Annotated in this window: 21 protein-coding genes; 11 read left to right on the plus strand and 10 right to left on the minus strand. The window is 62.2% G+C overall.

Annotated features, from left to right (window positions below; genetic code table 11):
- Positions 1-272 precede the first annotated feature (272 nt).
- Together ABQJ48_RS30095 and ABQJ48_RS30100 are read left to right on the plus strand one after the other, a co-directional pair.
- A complete protein-coding gene (locus ABQJ48_RS30095) occupies positions 273-956 on the plus strand; it encodes a response regulator (RefSeq protein WP_367841603.1) in 684 nt (227 codons plus the stop codon).
- Between the two features lie 333 nt (positions 957-1,289).
- A complete protein-coding gene (locus tag ABQJ48_RS30100) occupies positions 1,290-1,994 on the plus strand; it encodes a response regulator (RefSeq protein ID WP_367841604.1) in 705 nt (234 codons plus the stop codon).
- A 164-nt stretch (positions 1,995-2,158) separates the two neighbouring features.
- On the opposite strand, the gene ABQJ48_RS30105 is transcribed toward ABQJ48_RS30100, so the two are convergent.
- A complete protein-coding gene (locus ABQJ48_RS30105; RefSeq protein WP_367841605.1) occupies positions 2,159-5,686 on the minus strand; it encodes an ATP-binding protein in 3,528 nt (1,175 codons plus the stop codon).
- A gap of 354 nt (positions 5,687-6,040) precedes the next feature.
- Between ABQJ48_RS30105 and ABQJ48_RS30110 the strand changes: the two genes are divergently transcribed.
- From ABQJ48_RS30110 to ABQJ48_RS30125, 4 genes are all read left to right on the plus strand, one after another.
- Entirely contained in the window at positions 6,041-6,733 is a 693-nt protein-coding gene (locus tag ABQJ48_RS30110) for an NnrU family protein (RefSeq protein ID WP_367841606.1), read from the plus strand.
- Between the two features lie 336 nt (positions 6,734-7,069).
- Entirely contained in the window at positions 7,070-7,555 is a 486-nt protein-coding gene (locus tag ABQJ48_RS30115) for an adenosine-specific kinase (protein ID WP_367841607.1), read from the plus strand.
- A gap of 134 nt (positions 7,556-7,689) precedes the next feature.
- Positions 7,690-8,613: an ATP adenylyltransferase family protein gene (locus ABQJ48_RS30120; RefSeq protein ID WP_367841608.1), complete on the plus strand. Its 924-nt coding sequence runs from the start codon at positions 7,690-7,692 to the stop codon at positions 8,611-8,613.
- Positions 8,614-8,835: 222 nt separating this feature from the next.
- The gene (locus tag ABQJ48_RS30125) at positions 8,836-9,588 is read left to right on the plus strand and encodes an SDR family oxidoreductase (RefSeq protein WP_367841609.1); all 753 of its coding nucleotides are present in this window, start codon (positions 8,836-8,838) and stop codon (positions 9,586-9,588) included.
- A 67-nt stretch (positions 9,589-9,655) separates the two neighbouring features.
- Here ABQJ48_RS30125 and ABQJ48_RS30130 read toward each other — a convergent pair whose 3' ends face one another.
- Positions 9,656-10,129, minus strand: coding sequence for a VOC family protein (locus ABQJ48_RS30130; RefSeq protein WP_367841610.1), 474 nt, complete (start codon positions 10,127-10,129; stop codon positions 9,656-9,658).
- A gap of 424 nt (positions 10,130-10,553) precedes the next feature.
- Between ABQJ48_RS30130 and ABQJ48_RS30135 the strand changes: the two genes are divergently transcribed.
- Together ABQJ48_RS30135 and ABQJ48_RS30140 are read left to right on the plus strand one after the other, a co-directional pair.
- Positions 10,554-11,822: a M20 family metallopeptidase gene (locus ABQJ48_RS30135; RefSeq protein WP_367841611.1), complete on the plus strand. Its 1,269-nt coding sequence runs from the start codon at positions 10,554-10,556 to the stop codon at positions 11,820-11,822.
- A complete protein-coding gene (locus ABQJ48_RS30140; RefSeq protein ID WP_367841612.1) occupies positions 11,819-12,478 on the plus strand; it encodes a trimeric intracellular cation channel family protein in 660 nt (219 codons plus the stop codon). The genes ABQJ48_RS30135 and ABQJ48_RS30140 overlap by 4 nt, the downstream gene beginning before the upstream one ends.
- A 220-nt stretch (positions 12,479-12,698) precedes the next feature.
- Here ABQJ48_RS30140 and ABQJ48_RS30145 read toward each other — a convergent pair whose 3' ends face one another.
- On the minus strand, positions 12,699-13,067 hold the full coding sequence (locus ABQJ48_RS30145; protein WP_367841613.1) for a BON domain-containing protein: 369 nt from the start codon (positions 13,065-13,067) through the stop codon (positions 12,699-12,701).
- Between the two features lie 649 nt (positions 13,068-13,716).
- Here ABQJ48_RS30145 and ABQJ48_RS30150 point away from each other — a divergent pair.
- Positions 13,717-14,739: an NAD(P)H-dependent flavin oxidoreductase gene (locus tag ABQJ48_RS30150; RefSeq protein WP_367841614.1), complete on the plus strand. Its 1,023-nt coding sequence runs from the start codon at positions 13,717-13,719 to the stop codon at positions 14,737-14,739.
- Positions 14,740-14,922: 183 nt separating this feature from the next.
- Here the strand turns inward: ABQJ48_RS30150 and ABQJ48_RS30155 are convergent, their stop codons facing one another.
- Entirely contained in the window at positions 14,923-15,696 is a 774-nt protein-coding gene (locus tag ABQJ48_RS30155; protein WP_367841615.1) for an SDR family oxidoreductase, read from the minus strand.
- A gap of 128 nt (positions 15,697-15,824) precedes the next feature.
- Positions 15,825-16,529, minus strand: coding sequence for a GntR family transcriptional regulator (locus ABQJ48_RS30160; RefSeq protein ID WP_367841616.1), 705 nt, complete (start codon positions 16,527-16,529; stop codon positions 15,825-15,827).
- Positions 16,530-16,716: 187 nt separating this feature from the next.
- Here ABQJ48_RS30160 and ABQJ48_RS30165 point away from each other — a divergent pair, with 187 nt between their 5' ends.
- Positions 16,717-17,991, plus strand: coding sequence for a glucarate dehydratase family protein (locus tag ABQJ48_RS30165; protein ID WP_367841617.1), 1,275 nt, complete (start codon positions 16,717-16,719; stop codon positions 17,989-17,991).
- Positions 17,992-18,071: 80 nt separating this feature from the next.
- Here the strand turns inward: ABQJ48_RS30165 and ABQJ48_RS30170 are convergent, their stop codons facing one another.
- The 5 genes from ABQJ48_RS30170 to ABQJ48_RS30190 all read right to left on the minus strand — a co-directional run bounded on the left by ABQJ48_RS30170 (position 18,072) and on the right by ABQJ48_RS30190 (position 22,469).
- Positions 18,072-18,776, minus strand: a complete 705-nt coding sequence (locus ABQJ48_RS30170; RefSeq protein WP_367841618.1) for a response regulator — start codon at positions 18,774-18,776, stop codon at positions 18,072-18,074.
- A 24-nt stretch (positions 18,777-18,800) separates the two neighbouring features.
- The gene (locus ABQJ48_RS30175) at positions 18,801-20,210 is read right to left on the minus strand and encodes a sensor histidine kinase (protein WP_473094210.1); all 1,410 of its coding nucleotides are present in this window, start codon (positions 20,208-20,210) and stop codon (positions 18,801-18,803) included.
- A gap of 285 nt (positions 20,211-20,495) precedes the next feature.
- The gene (locus tag ABQJ48_RS30180; RefSeq protein ID WP_367841620.1) at positions 20,496-20,939 is read right to left on the minus strand and encodes a hypothetical protein; all 444 of its coding nucleotides are present in this window, start codon (positions 20,937-20,939) and stop codon (positions 20,496-20,498) included.
- Between the two features lie 224 nt (positions 20,940-21,163).
- Entirely contained in the window at positions 21,164-21,916 is a 753-nt protein-coding gene (locus tag ABQJ48_RS30185) for a BON domain-containing protein (RefSeq protein ID WP_367841621.1), read from the minus strand.
- Between the two features lie 67 nt (positions 21,917-21,983).
- On the minus strand, positions 21,984-22,469 hold the full coding sequence (locus ABQJ48_RS30190) for an aminoacyl-tRNA deacylase (protein WP_367841622.1): 486 nt from the start codon (positions 22,467-22,469) through the stop codon (positions 21,984-21,986).
- A 199-nt stretch (positions 22,470-22,668) separates the two neighbouring features.
- Here ABQJ48_RS30190 and fusA point away from each other — a divergent pair, with 199 nt between their 5' ends.
- Positions 22,669-24,720, plus strand: coding sequence for an elongation factor G (gene fusA, locus ABQJ48_RS30195; RefSeq protein ID WP_367841623.1), 2,052 nt, complete (start codon positions 22,669-22,671; stop codon positions 24,718-24,720).
- Positions 24,721-24,737 lie beyond the last annotated feature (17 nt).

A 24,737-nucleotide genomic window follows, 5' to 3' on the forward strand; every position in this document is an offset into this window, starting at 1 on the left:
CGTTTCGTTGACAGATCCAGACCAAGACCAAGTTGCGTCATCGAAGATACCCCTAAACTTTCCTATCTCCCAGGATAGTCCACCCGTACGTCGACGCCAGGACTTTTGCAGACCTTCCCTAGATATGATGCAAATATTTTCAGACTAGTCATGATTTAGCCTATTTCTTTCGCGAATCGGCTTAAGTTTTTGATAGTTTTTCAGATAACTCTTTTGAAGTTAATTTGCAAGCTGGGACGTATCCTGTTCACCTTCATTCTGCCGAGGTCTGCATGAGCAACATGAAGATCCGCGTCATACTTGCCGACGATCATCCGGCTGTACTGTCAGGCATCAAACACGGACTGGCCGCACTTCCCACGTTGGATGTGGTCGGTACTGCTGTAGATTCTGGCGAACTCATCAAACTGCTGGACAAGCACATCTGCGAGGTCCTCATCACCGACTACGCCATGCCCGGCGGAGAGTACGGAGACGGCATGACGCTGCTGGCCTATCTGCGGCGAACCTATCCGCAGCTCAAGATCATCGTCTTCACGACGATAGAAAACCCCGCCCTTGCCCAGGAGATCGCAAAGCTTGGTGTGCATGCGGTATTGGGAAAATCCCACGACACCAGTCACCTGATTTCGGCGGTTCACGCTGTGTATGCCGGCGCGACATACTTTCGCGCGACCTCGCGCGCGCCGGAAGGCGCGCTTCCGCACACGTCCGTCAACGCCGGCAAAGAGGCCCGGAATCTGAGCCCGCGCGAGATGGAAGTCGTCCGGCTTTTTGTGTCCGGCATGTCGATCAATGAGATCGCCGAGCGTCTGCATCGCACGAAACAGACCATCAGTTCCCAGAAGACCCGGGCAATGCGAAAACTCGGTATAGATCGTGACGCCGATTTATTTCGGTTTGCGTACGAAACCGGGATAGAAATCGCGACGGACCCTACGAAGCTACTTCAATGAGCGGTCTTCGGCGTCGAACACGTCAGCATCCAGATAGATGCCTTAGCGAAATCGTGGGCTCGTGCCGCAGTGCCGTTCAGTCGAGCGACTGAACGGCATTTCTTTTTCCGTTAGTCACATGTGAAGTGCGCTGCGTGGTTCCGGCATCGCCGCGTCCTATCGAGTCGGCTGGCAACTAGCGTTCGCCATAGTTGATTACGCCCGACTTTCAGACTGGTCAGAGAGGGTTTGGCATTAAATCTGGTCAATACGAAACAAGTGTCTCATCGTCGGCACTACATTGAATGCTCTTCGGGACATACTCGATAAGCCAGTCAACCGATCGAAGGCACCATGAGAATCAACCTGATACTTGCTGACGACCATCCGGCATTGATCGCCGGTGTGAAGCATGAATTGTCGCGAATCCACACGCTCAACGTAGTTGGAACGGCCCGCGACTCGACAGAACTGGTCGACCTGCTGTCGTGGGTACCTTGCGACATTCTCGTCACCGACTATTCGATGCCTGGCGGTGAATACGGTGACGGCATGGCCATGCTGTCGTTCTTGCGGCGCCGCCACCCCGACCTGAAAATTGTCGTTTTCACGACCATCGACAACATGGCCATTGCTGCCGAAATGCGCAAGATCGGCATTCATTCCGTGCTGAACAAGGCAAAGGACATCGGCCGTCTGATCACGGCGATCCATGCCGTGCATGCCGGCGCGATCTATTTTTCGCCCACCACGCGCGAGCATGACGAAGTGGCCTCCCCCGCGCAGTTCTCCAGCAAAAGCGTGTCCGCGCTCTCGAGTCGGGAAGCGGAGGTCGTGCGCCTCTATGTGTCCGGCGTGACGATCACCGAAATAGCCGCGCAGTTGAACCGGACCAAGCAGACAGTAAGCGCCCAAAAAAGGACCGCGATGCGCAAGCTCGGCATCGAGCGAGATGCCGAGCTGTTCAGGTTTGCGTATGAAATCGGCTTTGCTGCTTCCATGGGTCAGTCAGAAAGAACGGCTCCTGATTCCGACGCTGGCGAGTCCGCAAACGTCTGACCCACGTGCGGCCGGCGATTCGTTCGGACACGGCCGAGTCGCGGGGGTCATCTATACAAGGTCCACTTCCACGGCATTGAATCGACGGCTAGCCACCGTTTTCTTCCGATGTCCTGATGTCTTCACGTGAGGCAAGTGTCCTTTCCGTTGCCGACGCTAACCCTTCAACGAAACAAACCATCGTCGCTCGTCGCATTCTCCACCGTGCCTTGATCGGCTGGCGGCAGCGCCCTACGCACGAGACGGGCGATCTCGAGCAGTCCGTCGCCCGGTTCCGGCCGCTCGGCAAGCTCGAGGATTCGCGCCAGCACTTGACGCACATTGCGGGAATCAGGCGCGATCGCTGCACGCAGATGAGCGTCGAAGACATCAATCAGGTTCTGCGCCCGTCGAACACCCTCGTTCGATATCGTCGTTTGCATTTCAGCACACTGCGCTGCGAGCGCGTCGTAGCCGAACACGGCCAGCGCCCCCCGCAGCGAGTGCAACTCCCCGAGTATCCGGGCGCCGTCAGCGGCGTCGCAGGCTGCATGGAGCACTGCCAGCGACGCCTCGCACGATTTCAGGAACGTCTCTCGCATCTGCGCCGGGACCGCTTGGCCGCCGAGCACGCCATCCTGCTTGTCGTGCTGCGCGGCGGTTTCCACCGGCATGCCCGGCACCCCGGTCACTGCCGACAGCGTCGCCGAGAACTCAGCCAACTGCAGCGGCTTGGTCACCACCCGCGCTATCCCGGCCGCTTCGCACCGCGTTCGCTCCTCCAGCGTCGCACTCGCGGTCGCGGCGACGATCGGCATCTCCGGCCAGCGTGCCTGGGCCGCGCGCGCAAGCTCGTAGCCGTCCAGCACCGGCATTGCCAGGTCCGTCACGAGGACGTCGAAACGTTCCCGCGACAGCCATTCCAGCGCTTGCCGACCATCTTCCGCTGCCTGTGGTTCGCAACCCAGCAGCTTCAGCTGCTCCTGGAACAGTTGCCGGTTCACCGCGTTGTCTTCTGCCACCAGCACCTTCAACGGGCGCGCCAGCACCCGCTGGGTCTCGTTACCCACTGCGAGCGGCTGACCCTGCAACGTGTAACGTAGCGCGGCCGCCAGCCCCTTCAGGCCATAGCTCGACACTTTCACCACCCGTCCCGTCGCAACCGGATCAGCCGGACCGTCCGGGCTGCAATCGATCATCCACGAGGACTCTGAGAGCAGCTCCCGCTCATCGTCCGCATGCCAGGTCCCGCGCTCGCCGCAGACGATCAGCGTGTCCGCCTCTTCCAGCGTCTCTGCATCGACTTGCGCCGGGTGCCGGTACGCCTGCACCCTGAGGTTCCACGCCCTCAGCGCCGTCACCGCATACGCATGCCATGCGTGCGCATCTGCGACGAACAGCACGAGTTCGCCGGAGAAATGCGGCCTATCCGGCGCAGCCGTGGCTTCACCGTCCGAGAGCGGCACCCGCACCGTAAAGGCGCTGCCTTTGCCCGGCTCACTGCGCACCGCGATCGTTCCGCCCATCGCATCCGTCAGCCGCGCGCATAGCGCGAGTCCCAGACCTGTGCCGCCAAAGCGCCGGCTGATCGTCGCATCGGCCTGGCTGAACGCCTGGAAGAGCCTCCCCCGCTGCTCGGGCGACATCCCGATGCCGCTGTCTTCCACTTCGATCAAGAGCCAGCCGGCCCGATCGTCGCGCTCGTCGCCACGGTTGGTGCATGCTTGCGCCGACAGCCGCAACGTGACCCCGCCATGCTCCGTAAATTTGACGGCGTTCGACAGCAGGTTGTTCATCACCTGCGCGAGCCGGGTGGGATCGCCCTGCATGGGCTGGCTCGCCGAAGTGCCGAACTCGCCCGACAACCGCAAGCCTTTGGCCCGCGCCACCGGCCCGAACATGGTCAGCGCCCGCGAGGCCACCTCCTGCGCATCGAACGCAATGCGCTCCAGCGTCATTTCACCGGCCTCGATCTTCGAGAAGTCCAGCACGTCGCTGACGATCGCGAGGAGCCCGTCCGAGGCGCCGCGGATAGTCTTCACCCGATCGCGCTGCAGCGCATCGAGCGGCGAGTGCGACAGCAGTTCCAGATTCCCCAGGATCGCGTTCAGCGGCGTACGGATCTCGTGGCTGATCGCCGCGAGGAACGCCGATTTGGCCGCGTTGGCCGAGTCGGCCGATTGCTTCGCCTCGCGCAGTTGCCGCTCCAGGGTCTTTTCCGCGGTCACGTCCGTGAACGCCGTCACCAGCACGTCCTGCCCCTGGTAGCGCGCCGGTACGACGCTCACCGAGAGGTCCATCGTTCCACCTTCACGCATCGGCAGCGTGAGTTCCTCGCGAGTCACCTGTTTCGCTCCGATTGACCCACCGCGTTGCCGGTGACGGCGAACCAGTTCCGCCGACAGGGGTGGCGCCTCGACGAGCATCTGGGCCACCTTATCCGTCATCGTGGGGCTGCTCAGGAGCGGCTGGCCGCTCGGCAACGCGATCAGTCCCAGTCCGACCGGCGCCGTCTCGACCAGCGTTCGGCTCAGGTGCTCGCTTTCGAAAACCCGTTGCGAGCGCGCCAGAACGGGCTGGAAGACGCGTCGATTGAAGAGCAGGATGAGCGTCCACACCACCGCGATGATCATGCCCGTCGTTGCGGCCGACACGCCAATAGGACCGCTCACTCCCCTCGCGATGCCGCGCCATGACTCCACGAATACGAGCGTTGCGCCCGTCTCGCCGATTGGCCAGCCAAACAGCATGTGGCCGTCGCGAAAGACCGCGCCCGTCGCGGTGGAAATACCCGCCATGCCCAAAGAGCGCGCAACGGATACCGCCTGCGGGTCGAGCGGATCACCGCCAGCCGATGTGATTACACGTCCATCGCGCGCGAAAAGCAGTAGCGAGCCGTCAACGCGCGTTTGTCCCAGAGCGGCAGTGACAAAGGACACAGGCAACTCGCACACGGCGACGCCGAACGGCTTGTGCTTGTCATCGAACACGGTGGCTGCGACCCGGATCGCAGGCTTGCCGCTGAAAGGACTTTCGTAGGTGGGGAGCCAGCGCAGCGCAATCCCGCCGGTGCGGGGATCGCGTACCGGCGCGCTGTCCGGAGCAAGAAGATGACCGTCGGGGCCAGCAAGCGCGGCCAGGAACGCTGCATGATCGGAGAGCAGTTGGTCCATCCGCGCGTCACCGGGCCACGGCACCGCGACCATGGTCACCAGCGCATGATCGGGGCTGTACAACCACGAGTTCAGTACGCCTGCATTTCGCTCGGCGATGGCCGTCAACGCGCGACTGACCTGTTCGGCAAGCCGGATGTACCGGCTTACCTCCACGGGCGGCGGGACTTCGAAAGTTGTACCGATCAGGGTCACGGGCACGTGATCGGGCGCCTGCTGAAGTCGAAGCATCTGACCGTTGTCGCTGAACTGATCGACGAGGGATTGATCGGCCCTTTCGCCGGTCCTCCATGCGACTTCGACGATCCGCAGGTTATTGCGAAAAATGGCGCTGTCGCGCGTGTACAGGTCCGAGAGACCGCTTGCATTGAGCGACACTTCCTGATGCTCGAGCGCCACGTAAGCACGCACGATCGACACCGCGTTGATGACGAACGCGGCCAGCACAACCACCGTGATTGCGGCTGCGCCGCCAAACATCAACACCTGTTGATAGCGGCGGAAGCGCTCCAGCACACTGCCTTGCGCGGATCGGGTCATAGATTCACGAGGAGTTGACATTTTGCCGCGCGCCTGTATTCATATTGACTCACACGGCTAATGATCAGCCGATTATCCACCGCACGGCGAAACCGCGAAAGAGGACTTGATGAACACAGGTGCGTCCGATGCATGGCCTTGGGTGTTCCTGAGACGCAAGATATCGGCCGACATGCGGACGGCGCATCGATGACAAGACCCCGAGCGCGCATTTAGTTGCGCTAACGGATCCACGCAGCCGCACCGACCGCCAGCGAATCGGTCGGCGCGATGCTCCAGGTCTTTTTGAGCACGCGAGGTACTATTGTCCGGTGCGCACAGTCAGCCGACGACATGACCCGAGGAGCCCGGCCAATGGGAAGCATCAGTGCAGTTGTAGCGGCGGCAGTCGCTTTCGTGGGCAGCCACTTTCTCCTGTCACATCCGCTGCGCAGGAGTCTGGTCCGCGCAATCGGCGAACGGGGGTTCCAGGGCCTCTACTCGCTGGTTGCGATCCTCACGTTCGGCTGGCTGGTCCTGGCTTACCGGAAAGCGCCCGTTTCCGCGCCGCTATGGCCGGTTGGCGACGGGCTGTGGGCGGTTGCGACTGCATTCATGCTGATCGCGTCGATCCTCCTGATGGGCTCCCTGATCCGCAACCCCGCGCTGCCCACGGGCGGGCGGGCGGCTTCCTTCCCGGAAGTACCGCACGGCGTGTACGCAGTCACACGTCACCCCATGATGTGGTCGTTCGCGCTTTGGGGACTGTGCCATATCGCCGTGTACCCGGTGACCCGCAATATCATCGTTGCGGCAGCTATCGTCGTCCTTTCGCTTGTCGGCGCCGCATTGCAGGACCGCAAAAAGCAGCGGCTGCTGCCGCAGCTGTGGCCCGCATGGGAATCGAAGACGAGCTACCTGCCGTTCGCGGCGATCGCCGCCGGGCGCGCGCGGCTCGGCGGATTCGGCTTGCACGCGCTGCTAGGCGGGCTTGTCGTCTGGCTTGCAGCGAGCTGGGCGCATATTCCGCTCGGGGGCTGGCCAGCCGGTATTTGGCGCTGGCTGTAGCTAGCGTCGCCGGTATGCCGCTTTTGTGGCGGCCAGTAACTTCCAACGTTTGAGCAGAGCGCGTTATCAGACAACTTCCCGCGTAGGTCCTCAGCATTGGGTTTTCTCGCGCCTAAGGGTCCTGAGTAAATGACGCTTCGCATATCAATGCAAAACTGACTGATTGTCCATGATCGACACGTTGCCGTCGACTGGTGCTTCCTCTATCGGCCGGTTAGTACTAGCCTAGAAGATGCGGTAAAGCGGTGGACTGCCTCGCGACAACGGTCGAAGTGACAACCGCCGGTGATCCGCTCGCCTTTACCGGTGCGCCGTCGCAACGAAGCGAGGTCCGATATGCAATTGTCCGCCGTCCCGATCGTCAAGCCCGAAGCCATTAACTTCATCCTCGGGCAAAGCCATTTCATCAAATCCGTCGAGGATATCCACGAGGCACTGGTCGGCACCGTGCCCGGCATCAAGTTCGGCCTGGCGTTCTGCGAGGCTTCCGGCAAGCGCCTCGTACGCCAATCGGGTACCGAGGCGTCCCTGATCGAGATGGCTTGCAAAAACGCGATGAGCGTCGCCGCGGGCCACAGCTTCTTTGTGTTTCTGGGGGACGGCTTTTACCCGGTCAACGTGCTCAACGCGATCAAGGCCGTGCCGGAGGTATGCCGGATCTTCTGTGCGACAGCGAATCCGGTGGAAGTGTTGATTGCGGAAACCGACCAGGGCCGTGGCATTGTCGGCGTGATCGACGGATTCTCGCCGCTTGGCGTAGAAGACGCGCAGGAGGTGCAATGGCGCAAGGATTTGTTGCGCACGATCGGTTACAAGCTATAGCTGCTGTCACGCGCAGGCTTTCCTCGCCCGTGGACTGTCGTACTACATCGCAGCCAGCATTCGATGGGCTTCGTCGCGGTGCGCGCGGCGATCGATGAACGTGCCCGGTGACCCACACGTCTTCTCGACGAATCATGGAAAAGCGACGCCTCGCCCCCGGTACCCTGTGGCCTGCCATGCAGCGCCAGGCCGCCCACGCACTGCGCTGCGGCGCACTACAACCGATCGAAACGTTCCAGGCGGTGATCGAAAGCGGCGGTATCCGTTTTGTCGTGCGGCAGGTGTCGAGCCTGAGCCGCAAGGAGGCGCAGCGCGGTCAAACGCAAGAGCTTCGTGGCGCAGCGCGCCGCTGCGTCGATCCGTTCCTTCCGTACGAAGCGGAGCTCTTTGTCGCGGACATCTCGGAGACGCATGTGGCTCTGCTCAACAAGTTCAACGTGATCGACAATCATCTGCTGATCGTTACCCGCGACTTCGAACCACAGGATGCGCTCCTCGATCTGGCTGATTTCGAGTCGCTGATGACCTGCATGGGCGAGTTCGACGGCATTGGCTTCTACAATGCAGGCGCTGCCGCGGGCGCGAGCCAGGCGCACAAGCATCTGCAAATCGTGCCGCTGCCGCTCGGGGAGTCTGAGCCGGCTGTGCCTATCGAGCCCATTCTTTCGTCCGCGCGCGTCGCTGGTCTGGTGCAACGCGTACCGGGCCTGCCATTCCAGCATGCTTTTGCGCGCTTCGAAACTGGCACGATGAGTTCTGCGAATGCAGCGAAGTCGGCCCTCGCCTGCTACCTTGCACTGCTCGAAGCGGTCGATATCGAACCTGTTGAGCTCAGCGGTGAACTTCGTCAATCGGCGCCCTACAACCTGCTCTCTACACGCGAATGGATGCTGCTCGTGCCAAGATCGCAAGAGCGTGTAGAGGGCATATCGATCAACGCATTGGGATTCGCCGGCTCATTGTTCGTGCGGGATGCGGCGCAGATGCAGGTGATCGAACGGCTAGGCCCGATGACGGCGCTGCAACGCGTCACGCTTCCCGTAACCGGCCTGCGATAGCCTCGGCTGCTCTGACGCAGTTGACTGCCAGCGTCAAGCAGTCGGCCCAAGCCGCGATGCCTGCGGCGCACCTCACCCGTCCAGACACAGGCGCAACGTCTGTGCGAGACGATGACTCTTCCACAATAACCTCACGCGATGGCTCGGCGGCGACTACTTTCACGCAAACCACACCGCCCGGCGCGCCCGCGCGTTCGTTAATTTTCGTCTGGAGAATGTGCCATGAAGATAGTCGTAATAGGCGGTTCCGGCCTGATCGGGTCACGCGTCGTCGCGCTGCTTGGCGAGGCGGGCCATGAAGCCATCGCCGCCTCGCCACGTAGCGGGGTGAATGCCGTTACCGGCGAGGGACTGCGCCAGGCGCTCGCGGGAACCGACGTCGTAGTGGATGTGACGAATGCGCCGTCATGGGAGCCGCAAGCGGTGCTCGACTTTTTCCGTACCTCGGCGCGCAACCTCGGCAAGGCTGAAGTGGCCGCGGGGGTACGCCATCACGTCGCGCTTTCCATCGTCGGATGTGACCGGACTCAGGAGAACGCATATTTCGATGCCAAGGTCGCGCAGGAAGCGTCGATCGACGCGGCCGGCGTGCCGTACACGATCGTGCGCGCGACGCAGTTCATGGAATTTATTGGCGGTATCGCTGATTTCAGTACGGACGGTGGGACCGTGCGCGTCGGCGAAGGACTGTTTCAGCCGATCGCGGCGGACGACGTTTCGGCGATCCTCGCGCAGATCGCGCTTGAGCCCCCGGTGAACGGCATAGTGGAAATCGCTGGCCCGGAACGTGCGCCGTTCGCGGACATCGTCGCGCGTTATCTGAAGTCGGTGGGCGACCCACGGCCGGTCGTGACGGATCGCGACGCAAGATACTTCGGTGGCCGTGTCGAGGAACAGTCGCTGGTGCCGCTCGGCGACGCGCGCATTGGCCGCATCGGTCTGGACAAGTGGCTGGCGAAGGCCAGCAAGGGTTGATCGCGGGTTCAGGCGAAACCTGAATCGACGGTTCTACCTGTTCGTTGGAAGTAGTCGGCGACTCATGTCACCCGGCTGCGGCTGCGCGCTCTATCACGGCGATCTCGATCTTCTTCATTTTCATCATCGCCTCCATCGCCCGCCTTGCGGCGGCGCGATCGGCACCGCTGACGAGTTCGAGCAGCCGCTTCGGCGTGATCTGCCATGAGAAGCCCCAACGGTCCTTGCACCAGCCGCAAGGCGCTTCCTCTCCGCCATTGCCGACGATGGCATTCCAGTATCGGTCGGTGTCTTCCTGGCTGTCCGTCTGCACCATGAAACTGACCGCCTGATCTGGCTTGAAGTTGGGCCCGCCATTCAGCCCGACGAAGCGCCGCCCGAGCACGCTGAACTCGACCATCAGTTCCGCACCCGCCCCGATACCCGGTATGGGGGAGACATGCGCTGCATCGACCCGGCTGTCGGGGAACGTGGCGGCATAGAACTCCGCCGCCTCGCGCGCTCTACCATCGAACCACAAGCATGTTACGAGTTCAGCCATCGCAATCTCCTTTTTTCAGAAACGTGCGCCGCTAAGCGGCTTCGAGGCCATGCGGTCTAATGTCGACGCGATCCAGACAAAGGATCGGCCGCGCACAATAATGATAATAACGCAACGTGCCTGCGCGGCAGCCACGGCTAAAATAGTTGAAACTTTCAACCATTGTTTTATAATTGGCGGGACCGAGAGTGCTATTCCGGTCCTGTCCAGTTCACTGCGTGTCGATTGAACGAAATCAGCGCGCGCGCAACGCCTGATGTCCCTCGATAGACGTCGTAGGTTTTAGACCGACGCGCACAGGTTATCGAGCCTCCCATGATCGGCGAAACACCGAACCGCTATCGCCGTACCTGCCCCCGCACCTGCCCAGCGGAAAGAGGATTAATCTTGCACTGTTGCGCATCATCAAAGACGGGAGCCGAACATGTCGTCACTAGTCGAAACCACCGCCCGTGACATCGAAGCACTGTTGCCCGAGCTGGAAGCAATCTATCAGGATCTTCACGAACATCCGGAGCTTTCGATGGCGGAGTTCCGCACGGCTGCGATGGTGGCCGAGCGCATCGAAAAGCTCGGCTACGAGGTCACCAGGAACGTCGGCAAAACCGGTGTGGTGGGCGTGCTGCGCAACGGCGCAGGCGCGACCGTGATGCTGCGCGCCGACATGGACGCGCTGCCCGTCACCGAGGCGACAGGCCTTCCGTACGCGAGCCGGGTCAAGGCGAAAGACGAAGACGGTGTCGAAGTCGGCGTCGCCCATGCGTGCGGCCATGACCTCCACGTGACATGGTTGATCGGCGCGGCACGACTGCTGGCCCAACATCGCAACGCGTGGAAGGGCACCGTTCTGGTGGTTTTTCAGCCGGGCGAAGAAGTCGGACGGGGTGCGCGCAGCATGATGGACGACGGCATGGCGGAGCGTTTTCCGAAGCCGGACATCGTCCTCGGACAGCACGTGATGGTGGGCGCTGCCGGCACAGTGGGCTACCGCGCCGGCACCATCCTGTCGGCGGGCGACAGCCTCAAGGTCAAGCTATTCGGACGCGGGTCGCATGGATCGCAACCGCAAACGTCGATCGATCCGGTCATCATGGCCGCGTCGACAACCATGCGGTTGCAGACCATCGTCTCGCGTGAAATAGCGCCGCTGGACAGCGCCGTGCTGACGATCGGCGCTTTGCAGGCGGGCACAAAAGAAAACATCATTCCCGACGACGCCACGCTCAAACTCAACGTGCGCACCTACGACGAGGACGTGCGCGAATACATGCTGGGCGCGATTCGCCGCATCTGCTGCGCGGAGTGTGTGGCGTCCGGTGCACCGCGCGATCCCGAATTCACGACGTTGAGCAGCTATCCGCTGACCGTCAACGACGAACATGCATCGGGCCGTATCGGCGAAGCGTTCAAACAATGGTTCGGTGAGCGCGCTTTCGAGACGCAACCGGCCGCCGCCAGCGAGGACTTCAGCGTATTCGGCCGTACATGGGGTGTGCCGTACGTTTTCTGGATCGTCGGCGGGACTGACGCGCAGGTGTATGCCAAAGCCAAAGCGGAGAAGAAGATCAACCAGATCCCGAGCAATCATTCGCCGATGTATGCACCGACGCTCCATCCCACGCTGAGGACCGGCCTCGAAGCGCTGCTTTGCGCGGCTTCCGTGTGGCTCGCCGTGCAAGGCGAGATAACGTGAACTCGCATATCGTCTATCAGGTACTCGACCTTGTCGGCACATTCGCATTCGCGATCAGCGGCGCGGTGGCCGCAAGACAGCGAAGACTCGACCTGTTCGGCATCCTGTCGGTCGCGTTCGTGGTCGCATGCGGCGGTGGCATCGTGCGCGACGTTTGCATCGGCGCGACGCCCCCGGCCGCGCTCTCCGACTGGCGGTACCTTGCCACGTCGATGCTCGCATCGGCGGTCACCATCGCCGCCTACGCGAAAGTCAGGCGACTCCGGTTTCCGGTACTGTTTTTCGATGCCGTTGGATTGGGTCTATTTGCCGTGTCGGGCGCGCAAAAGTCGATGACGTATGGGCACAATGCCGAACTGGCCATCCTCCTAGGCATGGTCAGCGCGGTGGGTGGCGGGGTCATTCGCGACATGCTGCTGTCGCGCGTTCCGGCAATCCTCGAACGAGAGATCTACGCGTCCGCGGCGTTGCTCGGCGCGATGGTGTTCGTCGTCTCCGCGGAGATAGGCGCAATGTCCGCGTGGACTCCTTGGGTCGCGACGGCGGTTTGCGTGGGCGTTCGCCTTCTCGCGCTCTATTACGGCTGGCGACTACCCGTGTATCGAGACAGGAAAGCCAGACGCGAAGACGCGCGCACCGGAACGAATGCGCTGTAGCGTCAAGCAGCAGACGTAACGGTACGCCATCCTCTTCATATCAGGCAAAGTAGTCGCCGACGCGAAGCAAAGGCGTTCAGGCGCGGGCAAGGACGAGCGCGGCCCCTAAGCCGCACGCGCAAACGCGCTGGCGCCTCGGCTTTTCATGTTGGCACACTGATGCCGTCACTGCGCCCGAAACAGTCGGCTGTTGCAAGTGCGGCACTGCGCCTGCGTGGCTTCAGGTCCCAACAGGACGGATAGAAAGCGCGTTTCTGACGGAGGTGACTCCCGGAACGCTCTTCGCCACTTCGGTGGCCCGGTCGCTTTGAGCCTGCACCGGCACGCTGCCTTGCAACGTGACGGCGCCATCGCGAGCACGGATGGTGACATTGGCCATTGAGATGCTTCTGTCCTTCACCAACGCCGAGCGCACCTGGCGTTGCAGCGCCCGGTTCGCCGCTTTGAGCGACTTGTAGTGCTGCCGCGCGCCCGACGTTGTGCTTGCCGGGGTAGCCGGGGCAGCGTCGCTCGCCTGCGCGTAGGCCTGAATAGAACCGCAGATAAGAAGTGCAGTACCTGCCAGTTTGATTGCGTGAATTGCCTTCATGCATTTTCTCCTGTTGTCACAATTGTCTAGCGTCCCGGACAGGAACGCTGCACTACACCACCAAAATCTTTCCGGCCGAATTGAATAGAACGATATTGCGGATAATGCGTTGAGTCAGGCGATAATGCAGACGCAAGCAGCCGTGAAATACTAGTCAAAAATGCATGCGTCGGATAGTGACAATACTCCAATCTCGCCAGGTTGACTGCGTGAGGATCGGAAAATGAGGTTTTGACACAACGTCTCGCGCGTCGGGTTGCGGGTGGCGTCACTCTTGCAGTGGAATGCCACCAAGCGCGGCGTGAATTGCGACGCTGCCGCTTACCGCGGTAATTTGGCGCGTCCTCGGCGTTCCCTTGGCAACAGTACGCACACCTGTGCAAAGCATCGGCTGAACGAGTCTATGTCTGCAATAGTCGTCATTTGCGTGGCCGGCATCGCTGTGCCGTTGCATGGCTGCGGCGACCGACATCCCAGGCAGGCGCTGCAACACCGCGCCGAAATCGTTGAGCAGCGCGTTTCCTATTGGCCTAATCTTTAGAGGTACTTTGGCCCCAACGTCCGGCAAAGCGAACGACCGATCGACTGCTGGTTGCTCTCGCTCCCGGTGGTTCAAGCTGCGACAAAGAAAGCCGTTAAAGGAACCGTGATGAACCGAAACGACGCACCGTTCCAAACCGCGCTAACCCGTCTGCTAGGTTGCCGGCATCCGATCATATCAGCGGGCATGGGTGGCGTGGCGCGCGCTGAACTTGTATCGGCCGTTTCGAATGCGGGCGGGTTCGGCCTGCTCGGCATGGTTCGGGAGCCGCCGGCGGTCATCGAGCGTGAAATCGCCGCGGTGCGAGCCGCAACGGATCGTCCGTTCGGCGTCAACGTCATCCCCAGGGGCACCGAACCCGCGCTCCTCGCCGCGCAACTCGACATCTGCCTGTCGGCACGCGTTCCGGCGATGTGCTTCTTCTGGGACGTGTTCCCGCAAGTCATCGCACGCGCCAAAGACGCCGGGGCCATCGTGCTGTATCAGGTCGGGTCGCTCCAGGACGCACTTGCGGCCGAAAAGGCCGGTGCGGACGTGATCATTGCCCAAGGTGTCGAAGCCGGCGGCCATGTGCGTGGACACACTGGCATCCTGACGCTGCTGCCGCTGATTGCAAAGCACGTGCGTGTTCCGGTCGCCGCCTCCGGTGGGTTCGCGACCGGCGGCGGGCTCGTCGCCGCGCTTGCACTCGGCGCGTCGGGCATTCACTGCGGCACGCTGTTCCTCGCGACGCACGAGTCGTTTGCACACGACTACCACAAGCAGCGCATCGTGGACGCGCAGGCCGGCGATACGGTTCACACGGACCTCTATGCAATCAATTGGCCGCCAGGTTCGCCCGTGCGGGTGCTCGCGAACAGCGTCACCCGCGAAGCGGGCGGCCGCCTCTTTGGCAACGATCCGTATCTCTTGCCGCGCGAAGTCATCGCTCAGGAGCCCGACTACCCGATTTACAAGTTCGACACCAACTCGCCCTTGCGCACGACCACGGGCGATCTGGAGAAGATGGCCTTGTTTGCTGGCGAATCGTCGGCGCTCGTGGACACGTGCGCGTCCGTCGACGAAGTCATCAATCGTCTTCTGAACGAAGCCATTGCGGCGTCGGCGCACGCGAGGCCGGCGAGCGCTTAGGCTGTCGCAGCGGCGAGTGGCGGGACGGCATGCGTCGCGATTCGAGCAAGTCATCTGCAATCGCGCGAAACGCCACGAGCTTCGGGCATTCCCTTTTCTCTCCACTCTGATTGCATGCGGGTGAAATGCATTCGACGTCTCGCGTCCAATCGCGCCAGTTGGGTAGCCGCGCTCCCGACGATCTCACACCACGCTAGTCAATCCACCGTCGACGAAAAGTGTCTGCCCATTTACGAAGTCGGACGCCGAAGACGCCAGAAATACCGCCGCGCCGCACAACTCTTCGACGCGTCCCCAACGTCCGGCCGGTGTGCGTTTGCAGATCCATTCGGAGAACGTAGGGTCGTCGACCAGCGCGCGATTGAGATCGGTCGCGAAGTAGCCGGGCGCGAGCGCGTTGGCCTGAATACCGCGACCGGCCCACTCCGCGCACATGCCTTTGGTGAGCATGCGGATCGCGCCCTTGGTGGCCGCATAAGGCGCGATGCCCGGCCGTGCCAGCTCGCCTTGCACCGAACAGATGTTGATGATCTTGCCGCGCCCGCGCAGCAGCATGTGGCGAGCGACCGCTTGCGACACATGAAAAGCGCCATCCAGGTTGACGCGCATCAGGTCGTTCCAGTCGGCAGTGCTGAAGTCTTCGAGCGGCGCCCTGCGCTGAATGCCGGCATTGTTGACGAGGATGTCGATTGCGCCGACGCGCTGTTCGAATTCATCGACCGATGCCGACACTTGAGCGGCCTGCGTCACATCGAATACCGCAATATCCGCGACAAAGCCTTCATCGCGCAATCGCGCCGCCACGGCGAGCGCCTTCTGCTCGTTGCGGTCGTTGATCGCGACGGCTGCGCCCGCGCCCGCCAGTCCGCGCGCCAACGCGAGCCCGATGCCGCGCCCGGAGCCGGTGACCAGCGCCCGCCGCCCCGCAAGGTTAAACAGGTTCAATGTGTCATACATGTTTAAGGACGCATACGATGCGCTTTCAGGTTGTCGTTCAATGAACGGAGTGGCCCCGACGCGGGGATTCTGCCCGATGGTCCTTCATGGTATCGGGGATTCCTGACGCGCGCCGCCGCGGGAGTCTTTTATTCATCCGTCAGGAAGTCAGGATGACTCGCGCGGATCTGCTCAAGCTGGTTAAGCGTACCCGACAGGTGCTTGCGCAGCGCCGCCTGCGCGGACTCGGCGTCGCCCTTTTCGATCGCATCGACGATCCTGGCGTGATCGCGCACCACCGCCGTCGTCTTGCCCGCCACCGGCAGGTGCAGGCGTCGCAGCCGGTCGATGTGCCCGCCCCCTCGGCGCACCAGATCCCACAGTTGCGGCACGCCCGCCGCCTCGTACATCTGCCGATGAAACGCCTGATCGAGCACAGAGAACTGCTCGTAGTTCTTCACGTCGCGCAGCTTCTTCTGCCCGGCAATCATCGCGCGCAACTGCGCGATCAGCGCGGCATCGCGCTGCTGCGAGAGCGTGCGCACCACTTCCAGTTCGATCGCGCGGCGCAGAAAGTGGGCCTGCAACGCAGAGGTCACGTTGATCTGACTCACTACGGTGGCGTGCTGCGGAAAGATGTCGACGAGGCCTTCTTCGCCGAGCTTCATCAGCGCGTCGCGCACTGGCGTCTGGCTAAGACCGTACTGCGTCGCCAGATCGGCGCGCGAGAGCACAGTGCCGGGCGCGAGTTCGAGCGACAGGATCATTTCGCGCAGCCGTTCGAATACTTGCGGCGCGGCATGGCGGGACCGGTCGAGCCGGGTCGGTATCGACCGGGAAGCGTGGGTTGTCATGGCAGGAATCAAGCGTAAGCGCGGGCGGAGTGAGGGGTTTTGCCCGCTGAGATACTAATACTATAGCCGACACGAGCCCGCGTCCGACACCCACGCAGCCCGCAGGGACCTGAGTACTTACCCCAGTGACGCACTAATACATTAGTGCTCTACCATGGCGTCAGTCCAACGGAAACGCCTGTCTCCCATGACCCGCGACATCACGATTACCCTGGTGCGAATTACGCCGATCGCCTTCCGCGACGGCCCGATGCTCAACGCTGCCGGCATCCACGAACCGTGGGCGTTGCGGGCAATCGTGGAACTGGAGACGAGCGATGGGCGCGTGGGCATCTCCGAGACGTACGGCGACGAACCGATGCTGCGCGTGCTCGACGAGGCGAGAGCGCTGGTGATCGGCCTGTCGCCGTTCGACCTGAACCGGATGGAAGGACGCGTGCGCGGGGCGATCAAGGCGAGCCCTGGCGCCGTCGAATTCGAACTCGCGCCCGGCTCCCACGCGGCCAAGAACGCACCGAAAGTGATCAGCACGCTCGAAGTCGCGATGCTCGACCTGCAGGGGCAAATCGTCGGTGCGCCCATCGTCGATCTGCTCGGCGGCAAGGTTCGCGACGTCGTGCCCTACAGCGCTTATCTCTTCTTCAAGTACTCGCAGCACATCGAGAACCCGTATGCGCCCGATGCCTGGGGCGAAGGATTGAGCGCGCAGCAGATCGTTGCGCAGGCGCGTCGCATGATCGGGCTGTACGGCTTCCAGAGCATCAAGCTCAAGGGCGGCGTGTTCGAGCCGGCGCACGAAATAGCGTGCATGCGCGCGCTGCATCAGGCGTTTCCCGGCGTGCCGCTGCGCCTCGATCCGAATGCCAACTGGACGCTCGAAACGAGCATCGCCGCCGCACCCGAACTCGACGAACTACTGGAGTACTACGAAGACCCATGTCCGGGGCTCGCAGGCATGGCCGAGCTGGCCAGGCACACCCGCCTGCCTCTCGCCACCAATATGGTGATCACGACCATGGAAGATTTCCGCCGCGGCGCCGCGATGGGGGCGGTCAAGGTATTGCTGTCGGATCATCACTACTGGGGCGGCCTACGCGCGACGCAGACACTCGCGCGGATGTGCAAGCTGTGGGATCTGGGCATGTCGATGCACTCCAACTCGCATCTGGGCATCAGCCTGATGGCGATGACACACGTCGCGGCGAGCATCCCCAACCTGACTTACGCTTGCGACACTCACTATCCGTGGCAGGAAGAAGAAGTCATCAAGGGCGGCCGCGTGAGCTTCGACAAGGGCGCGGTATGCGTGCCGACGACCCCGGGCCTCGGTGTGGAACTCGACCGCGAGCGCCTCGCCGAACTGCATGCGCAGTACCTGTCGTGCGGCGTGCGCAATCGCGACGACCTGAAGCAGATGCAGAAGTACGACCCGGACTTTAGCGGGAAGAACCCGCGGTTTTGATTCGTGCTTCTGATTCGCGCTTTCGGGCCTCGCTTCATATCCGAAGAGTCGCCCGGCGCACGATGCGCATTGCCATCCTTTCAGAATGCGCATTTGGCGGCAAACGCATCGCTCGACTCTTCTTCACGCAAGATGTAGCCAAGACCCCGCAAGGTCATGATCTTCGCACTGGAGTCAGACAGATGTTTGCGCAGGCGATGGATATAGATATCGATCGCATCGGCACTCGGTTCATCGTCGAGCGTAAAGATCTTATCCATCAGCGTGGACTTTGAAACCGTCTTGCCGAGCTTGAGCATCAGCGTTTCGAGAATCGCATGTTCGCGGCGGCGCAAGCGCATGGGCTGGTCGCGCAGCATGAACTGGCGCGAGTCGAACAGGTAGCGCAAATTGCCGCATTCGATCAACTGACCCTTGTCGCCGGCCGACTGACGGCGGATCAGCGCCTTGATGCGCGCAACCAGTTCGCGCGCGTCGAACGGTTTGACGACGTAGTCATCCGCGCCGGCCGAAAAGCAGGCAACCTTGTCATCGGTCGAGCCGTTCGCGGTCAGCATCAGCACCGGCACGTCATCGCGTTTGCGGCGCAGGCGGGCCAGCACTTCCTTGCCGCTCAATCCGGGCAAGCGCAGATCGAGCAACACAGCGTCATAGCACTGTGAAGCGAGCAGGGTCTCGGCCCGTTCGCCGTTCTCCGCCCAATCGACCACGAATTGCTCGACCTGCATCAGGTTCATGACCCAGCGCGCGAGATCGGCATCATCCTCAACCAGCAGCAGCTTCATCGTTCTCTCTCTCGTTGCTGGGCATCATGCCGCGCCAGCCCATAAGCGCATTTCGACAGTCGCCACGAGGCCGACACCGTCCTCATTCGATTCCAGCCTGACGGTGCCGCCTTGCCGGTGTGCGATCTCGCGAACGATGGGCAAACCCAGACCCGTTCCCTCCGCGCGGTTCGACGCGCGATAGAAACGCTCGAACACGCGTGCCCGGGCTTCGTCGCTCATACCCGGCCCATTGTCGATTACGCGCACGATCGCCCGGTTCTGGCTTTTGCACGTTTGCACCGTGACGCGACCGCCCGATTGTGTATAGCGCAGCGCATTGTCGACGAGGTTGGTGACGAGTGCCGCAGTGAGCGCTTCGTCGCCCGTGACGTGCAAGCCGTCCTCCAGTTCCGCGCCCAGATCGATCTCGTGGGACTGAGCAAAAGCGATCAGCTCTTCCAGCACGCCCGCAATCAATGCGCTCAGGTCGACACGCTCATGCATACCGGAAGGCGCGGCCGATTCGGCCTGTGCAAGCAGCAGGAGCTTGTTGGTCAAGGTGGTCAGCTTGCGGCTGCTTTTGTGCATCCCCGCCAAGGCTTCGGCGAGCGAGCGGTCCGGATTGTCGCGTTGCCGCGCGTACTGGATCTGCGCGGCTAGCAGCGCGAGCGGCGTGCGCATTTGATGCGCCGCGTCCGAAATGAATTGTCGCTGGGTCGCCGCTTGCTGGCCCATGCGCGCGATGCACTGATTGATCGCGTCGACGATGGGCCTCAATTCGACGTGCAGCCGCGCCACACGAATGGGTTGGAGCTGCGAGGGGTTGCGATCGGCGACGTCGTCTTTCACCTTCATTAGCGGCAGCAATTCGAAGGTCAGCCCGAGGTAGACGAAAGCCATCGCGAGCAACAGTGTCAGCACTTCGCCGAACAACTGCGGACGCAGCAGATGCCACACCATCGCATCGCGTGAGCCCTCGGTCTTCGCGACCGCCACGACGACTTCCTCGGTTCGCCCGGAATCGTACAGTTGCCGCACATAGGCGGCCGCGCGCACCACGCGGCCATCGTCGAGGCGGGTGGAATAGAGCGTGGGCCGGTCGCCCGCGCGCGGCGCAAGCGGCAACTCCAGACTGCCTGCCAGCAGGCGCTGGCCGCTCGCCTCGACACGATAGAAGACGCTGTCGTGCTCGGGCGACTCGAAGAGTTCCAGCGCGGCTGGCGGAATCGGCACCGAGACGGCGCCGTTTTCCCAATCGATATCCTCGCCAATGATACGCATCGACGAAAGCAACGCATTGTCCTGCACGAGGTCGGCGGTGGCCTGCGCAAAGCGATATGAAATCACGCCTGAAATGGACACGAATGCCGCCAGCGGCAGCAAGAGCCACCACAGCAAGCGTCCCCGCAAACCGCCTTCAAACACGATGTGTCGTTCCCTTTCAGACAGCATGATGGCGTTACGTCGTCGGCCGTCGGCGCCAGGCATTCGCAGCGAGGCTTTTAAACGCGCTCGCGTATCGCGCTTTGTCGTTAGCGGTATGGTCGTTCGACATCGGGCGAGAGCCTCGCCGGACGACGATTCATTGGTGGGCGTCTCCGTTATATTCGCTGCCGGCATTCGGCGCATGACGGACCGGCTGGCAGCAATTCTATGAGTGCCAATCCTTCTCAATGCTTTCGATGATGCCGATTTTTAACTCATTGCGGGTTTATCCCGAGGACGTCACGGTCAGGATCACCAATGCATCCAGTACATCTCGGCAATGGCCCGGTCCGCATCGGATAGAAACGGATTGTCCAGCCAGATCACCTTTCTGTTGCCCAGGTTCGCGCGCTTCAAGCCGTTCTGGATATACGGATGCGTGTTGAACAGTTTCAGATACGATCCATCGCGCCACGCGGCGGTGAAGCCGCGAGCAATGGTCGCGGCCAGCTTCTCGTGGTTCGGCGACACGTAGAACAGAAAATCCGGGCGATAGGCCAGCAGCAAGTGATTCTCGACGGCGAGGCGCGGCTCCGTGGCCTCGCGCGAGTCCAGTTCCGGATAAGCCTCGACGCCGACATCATGCGCAACGCAGGCCTTCCGGTGCAGACGACTTCCAGCTATGAAACGATCTTCAGGGTGGTCGAAGGCGGGCGGGCCGATTATTTTCCGCGCCGCGTGATCGCATTGAGACAACCGCGCCGCGTTCCGAAAAATCCGGCTGGCGCAACGCCGTCTGAGGCAGCGCGTACCGACGGGATCATGGCCTGCTTGACGACGCAAGCGCCACAGATCGCACGGCCCTGGCCGTTGCGCTGCGCGCTCGTGCAATTATGCAGAGATCATGGCGCATACGCGCGAGAGCGGGGCGATAAGCCGCTGGCTTGCCCGCAGGCATTTCCGGCATCCCCGGACCAGGATCAGCCGCCCACCTGGATACGATTGAGCACCCCTTCGATATCATCCAGGCACCACGCGTCCTGTTCCGCCTGCCGTCTCTCGGCTTCGGTCGCCACCCACCCTGCTAGCGTGATCCTGCGGTCTTCCACAGTGGCGGTGATCTGCTCGGCACGCACGCGCGGATCGGTTTCAAGCACCAGGCGCAGGACGTCGGCAATCTCATCGTCGCCGTCCGTTTCGGCGGGAACCAACTCGAGCAGGTTGATCACGTCGCGGCAGCCGCCGACCCACCACACGGTGACGCTCGCGAGGCGCCGGTGGGACAGGCTGATGACTTGCCCGGTCAAGGTCACCACGCCGTCGTCGACCGTCACTTCGATGACCCCGCTGCCCTCGTTGCCCGCCGCGTCGATGGTGCCGCGCAGCACGTCCAATTGGCCCTTCACGCGGGCGCAAATCACGCAGGTGCGGAAATCCACCGCCTGCACCAGTCGTTCGCAGATACGTGTGCGCAATTCGCCATCAGCGACCGGCGGGTTGGCTGCGACCCGTAACTGGTCGACGATGCGCTTGTCCTCGCTGTGCATCCGCGTCAAATGCAAGAGGCGCTTCTTGCATGCGACGTCCGGCACCTCGCCGGCGACGATCAGCGCATCGCCGTCGACTTTCATATGAATCGGATGATTGCGCAGTTTGACGTGCGAATCGCGCTCGAAGGATGCCAGCACCTGCTTGAGGATCGTATCGCGGCCTTGCATGATCAGTTCGCGCAAAAGATGGGCGACGCAGCGCGCGCAAAGCCGCGCCGCGCCATCCAGGGTTGCGCGAGCCCTGCGCCGCTCACATTGTCAAACCCTGCATGCGACGCGCAAAGCGCGCCCGCTCGGCTCGGTCCATCAGATCGAGGAATTGATCCGCGCCCATGTGAATCAGTTCTTCGTGATCGCCGGCCTCGAAATAAACGTCCGGCTGCATGGCGAGGCTCTCGTCGAGATAGGTCCGCATGCCATAGGCCGTGCATACCGGCGGAAGCGCCCCGGCATCGCAATCCTTGAACAACTCCCGCAGATCGTTCTCCTGAGCTAGCACGAGATGGCGTCCGGTCTTTGCCCAAAGCTCGGACAGTCGCACCGCGTACGTCGATGGCAGCACAGCCGCCACATAACCGTGTTCGTCTTCGAAAAGCACCGTTTTGGCGAGGCGATCGCCGGGAATATGCGCTGCCGCCGCGGTTTCGATGCTGGAATGACTGTACGGATGATGCACGATTTCATACTGCAAGCCCTTGCTGCGCAGGCAGTCCTGGAGCGTGGCTGACATTGGCATGACGTACCTCCGCTGGAAGAAAACGGGAGACTACTGGCAAGCTTCCTTAAGGATAGTTCGCTTTCGCTCGCGTGTGAAAAACATGCGGACGGCAGCGCGGTGACCAGCGCGCGCGAAAAACCGGACGATTACCCCGTCTGGCATATGAATCCGTTTTCGCCAATAATGGCCGCTTAGCCACTGCTGGAGGAGGGCAACCATGCGTTACAGCCCCGATTCCATACGTACTGTCGGCCTGGTCGGTCATGCCGGGTGTGGCAAGACGTCCCTCGTCGAAGCACTGCTGCACCAGGGCGGCGCGCTGCACGCGCCCGGCAGTGTCGAGCGCGGCACGACGGTCTGTGATTTCGAGCCGCTCGAGCGCAAATATCATCACTCGCTGAACTCCGCGGTGGCTCATCTGGACTACCGGGATACGCGCATGTATCTGCTGGATACGCCCGGCTATCCCGACTTCTCCGGGCTGGCGATCAGCGCGCTGCCGGCTGTCGAAACCGCGGCTATCGTCATCAATGCGCAGACCGGGATCGAAATGACCACCCGGCGCATGATGGCGTGGGCGGAACAACGCAAGCTCTGCCGAATGATCATCGTGAACGGTATCGATGGCGAAAAGGTCGATCTGCCCGGGCTGCTGGCGCAAATTCAGGAGAGCTTCGGCAAACAATGCCTGCCCATCAACCTGCCGGCTCAGGGCGGCCGCCAGGTGGCGGATTGCTTTTTCAAGCCCGCCGGCGACGCCGATTTCGGGTCCGTTGAGGCCGCGCACGACGCGCTCGTCGATCAGGTGGTCGAGATCGACCCTGCCCTGATGGAGCGTTACCTGGAGCAAGGCCAGGCGATCAGCCCCGAGCAGTTGCACGAGCCGTTCGAACGGGCGCTGCGCGAAGGTCATCTGGTGCCGATCTGCTTCACGTCGGCGGTCAACGGCGTCGGCATTGCGGAATTGCTGGATGTGTTCGTCCGGCTGCTGCCTAATCCGCTGGAAGGCAACCCGCCGCTTTTCTACCGCGACGCCGGCGGCCGCCGGCAAGTGGTGAGCGCGGAACCGGTTCCCGACAAGCACGTGTTGGCCCACGTCTTCAAGATCGTGATGGACCCTTACATTGGCAAGATGGCGGTGTTTCGCATCCATCAGGGCACGGTCAGGCGCGATAGCCAGCTGTATGTCGGCGACGGGCGCCAGCCGTTCAGAATCGCCCATTTGATGATGCTCCAGGGCAAGGAGCACGTGGACGTGCCGCAAGCCGGTCCGGGCGATATCTGCGCCACGGCCAAAGTGGACGAGATCGGCTTCGATGCCGTGCTGCACGACGCGCCCGAGGACGGCGACATCCACCTCACGCCGCTCGACTTTCCCACGCCCATCTATGGTTTGGCGATCGAACCCGCGCGCCGGGGCAACGAGCAGCGCCTCTGGGAGATGCTGCAAAAGTTGAGCGCGGAAGACCCCTGCCTGCGCATCGAACATCCGGTCGGTACCAACGAGACAGTGGTGCGAGGTCTTGGCGAGTTGCACCTGCGCCTGATGCTGGAGCGACTATCGGAGCAGTACAAGCTCGACGTCGTCACGCGCCCACCGAAGATCGCCTATCGCGAAACCATCGGGGCGTCGGCCGACGGCCATCATCGCCACAAGAAGCAAACCGGCGGCGCCGGGCAATTCGGCGAAGTGATGCTGCGCGTCGAGCCGCTGCCGCGAGGCACGGGCTTCGAGTTCGTCGACGCCGTGAAGGGCGGTGCCATTCCCGGCCAGTTCATGCCGGCGGTGGAAAAGGGCATCCTGCAGGTTATCGAGAGCGGACCGCTGGCCGGCTTCCCGATGCAGGACGTGCGCGTCACCGTGTTCGACGGCAAAAGCCATTCGGTCGACTCCAAGGAAGTCGCATTCGTGACTGCCGGACGCAAGGCCTTCATCGATGCGGTGCTGAAGGCCCGGCCCATTCTGCTGGAGCCGATCGTGAACATCGAGGTGATGACGCCGGACGCCGCGATGGGCGATGTCATCGGCGATCTGTCCGCCAAGCGCGGGCAGGTTCACGGTACACGCGTGGCTGCGGGCAACGCGGTGGTCGTTGCCGGGCAGGTACCTTTGTCCGAACTCAACGACTATCAGTCGCGTTTGAATGCGATTGCCGGCGGGCACGGTAACTACAGCATTCAGCTCAGCCACTATGATCCTGTACCCCCGGCTCAGCAGGAGCGGATGGCCTCGCAGCACAAAAAGCAGGGCAACGGAACGGTGACGTGAAGGGTGCGCAGGTCGCG

Source organism: Paraburkholderia suaedae, assembly GCF_040812055.1.
Taxonomy (GTDB): Bacteria; Pseudomonadota; Gammaproteobacteria; order Burkholderiales; family Burkholderiaceae; genus Paraburkholderia.

Excerpts from the sequence above, each read along its gene's own strand:
- ABQJ48_RS30155 (WP_367841615.1), bottom strand. The coding sequence starts at position 15,696 with ATGTATGACACATTGAACCTGTTTAACCTTGCGGGGCGGCGGGCGCTG.
- ABQJ48_RS30165 (WP_367841617.1), top strand. The coding sequence starts at position 16,717 with ATGACCCGCGACATCACGATTACCCTGGTGCGAATTACGCCGATCGCC.
- fusA (WP_367841623.1), top strand. The coding sequence starts at position 22,669 with ATGCGTTACAGCCCCGATTCCATACGTACTGTCGGCCTGGTCGGTCAT.
- ABQJ48_RS30170 (WP_367841618.1), bottom strand. The coding sequence starts at position 18,776 with ATGAAGCTGCTGCTGGTTGAGGATGATGCCGATCTCGCGCGCTGGGTC.
- ABQJ48_RS30105 (WP_367841605.1), bottom strand. The coding sequence starts at position 5,686 with ATGACCCGATCCGCGCAAGGCAGTGTGCTGGAGCGCTTCCGCCGCTAT.
- ABQJ48_RS30145 (WP_367841613.1), bottom strand. The coding sequence starts at position 13,067 with ATGAAGGCAATTCACGCAATCAAACTGGCAGGTACTGCACTTCTTATC.
- ABQJ48_RS30175 (WP_473094210.1), bottom strand. The coding sequence starts at position 20,210 with ATGCTGTCTGAAAGGGAACGACACATCGTGTTTGAAGGCGGTTTGCGG.
- ABQJ48_RS30115 (WP_367841607.1), top strand. The coding sequence starts at position 7,070 with ATGCAATTGTCCGCCGTCCCGATCGTCAAGCCCGAAGCCATTAACTTC.
- ABQJ48_RS30160 (WP_367841616.1), bottom strand. The coding sequence starts at position 16,529 with ATGACAACCCACGCTTCCCGGTCGATACCGACCCGGCTCGACCGGTCC.
- ABQJ48_RS30190 (WP_367841622.1), bottom strand. The coding sequence starts at position 22,469 with ATGCCAATGTCAGCCACGCTCCAGGACTGCCTGCGCAGCAAGGGCTTG.
- ABQJ48_RS30135 (WP_367841611.1), top strand. The coding sequence starts at position 10,554 with ATGTCGTCACTAGTCGAAACCACCGCCCGTGACATCGAAGCACTGTTG.
- ABQJ48_RS30100 (WP_367841604.1), top strand. The coding sequence starts at position 1,290 with ATGAGAATCAACCTGATACTTGCTGACGACCATCCGGCATTGATCGCC.
- ABQJ48_RS30110 (WP_367841606.1), top strand. The coding sequence starts at position 6,041 with ATGGGAAGCATCAGTGCAGTTGTAGCGGCGGCAGTCGCTTTCGTGGGC.
- ABQJ48_RS30130 (WP_367841610.1), bottom strand. The coding sequence starts at position 10,129 with ATGGCTGAACTCGTAACATGCTTGTGGTTCGATGGTAGAGCGCGCGAG.
- ABQJ48_RS30125 (WP_367841609.1), top strand. The coding sequence starts at position 8,836 with ATGAAGATAGTCGTAATAGGCGGTTCCGGCCTGATCGGGTCACGCGTC.
- ABQJ48_RS30120 (WP_367841608.1), top strand. The coding sequence starts at position 7,690 with ATGGAAAAGCGACGCCTCGCCCCCGGTACCCTGTGGCCTGCCATGCAG.
- ABQJ48_RS30095 (WP_367841603.1), top strand. The coding sequence starts at position 273 with ATGAGCAACATGAAGATCCGCGTCATACTTGCCGACGATCATCCGGCT.
- ABQJ48_RS30150 (WP_367841614.1), top strand. The coding sequence starts at position 13,717 with ATGAACCGAAACGACGCACCGTTCCAAACCGCGCTAACCCGTCTGCTA.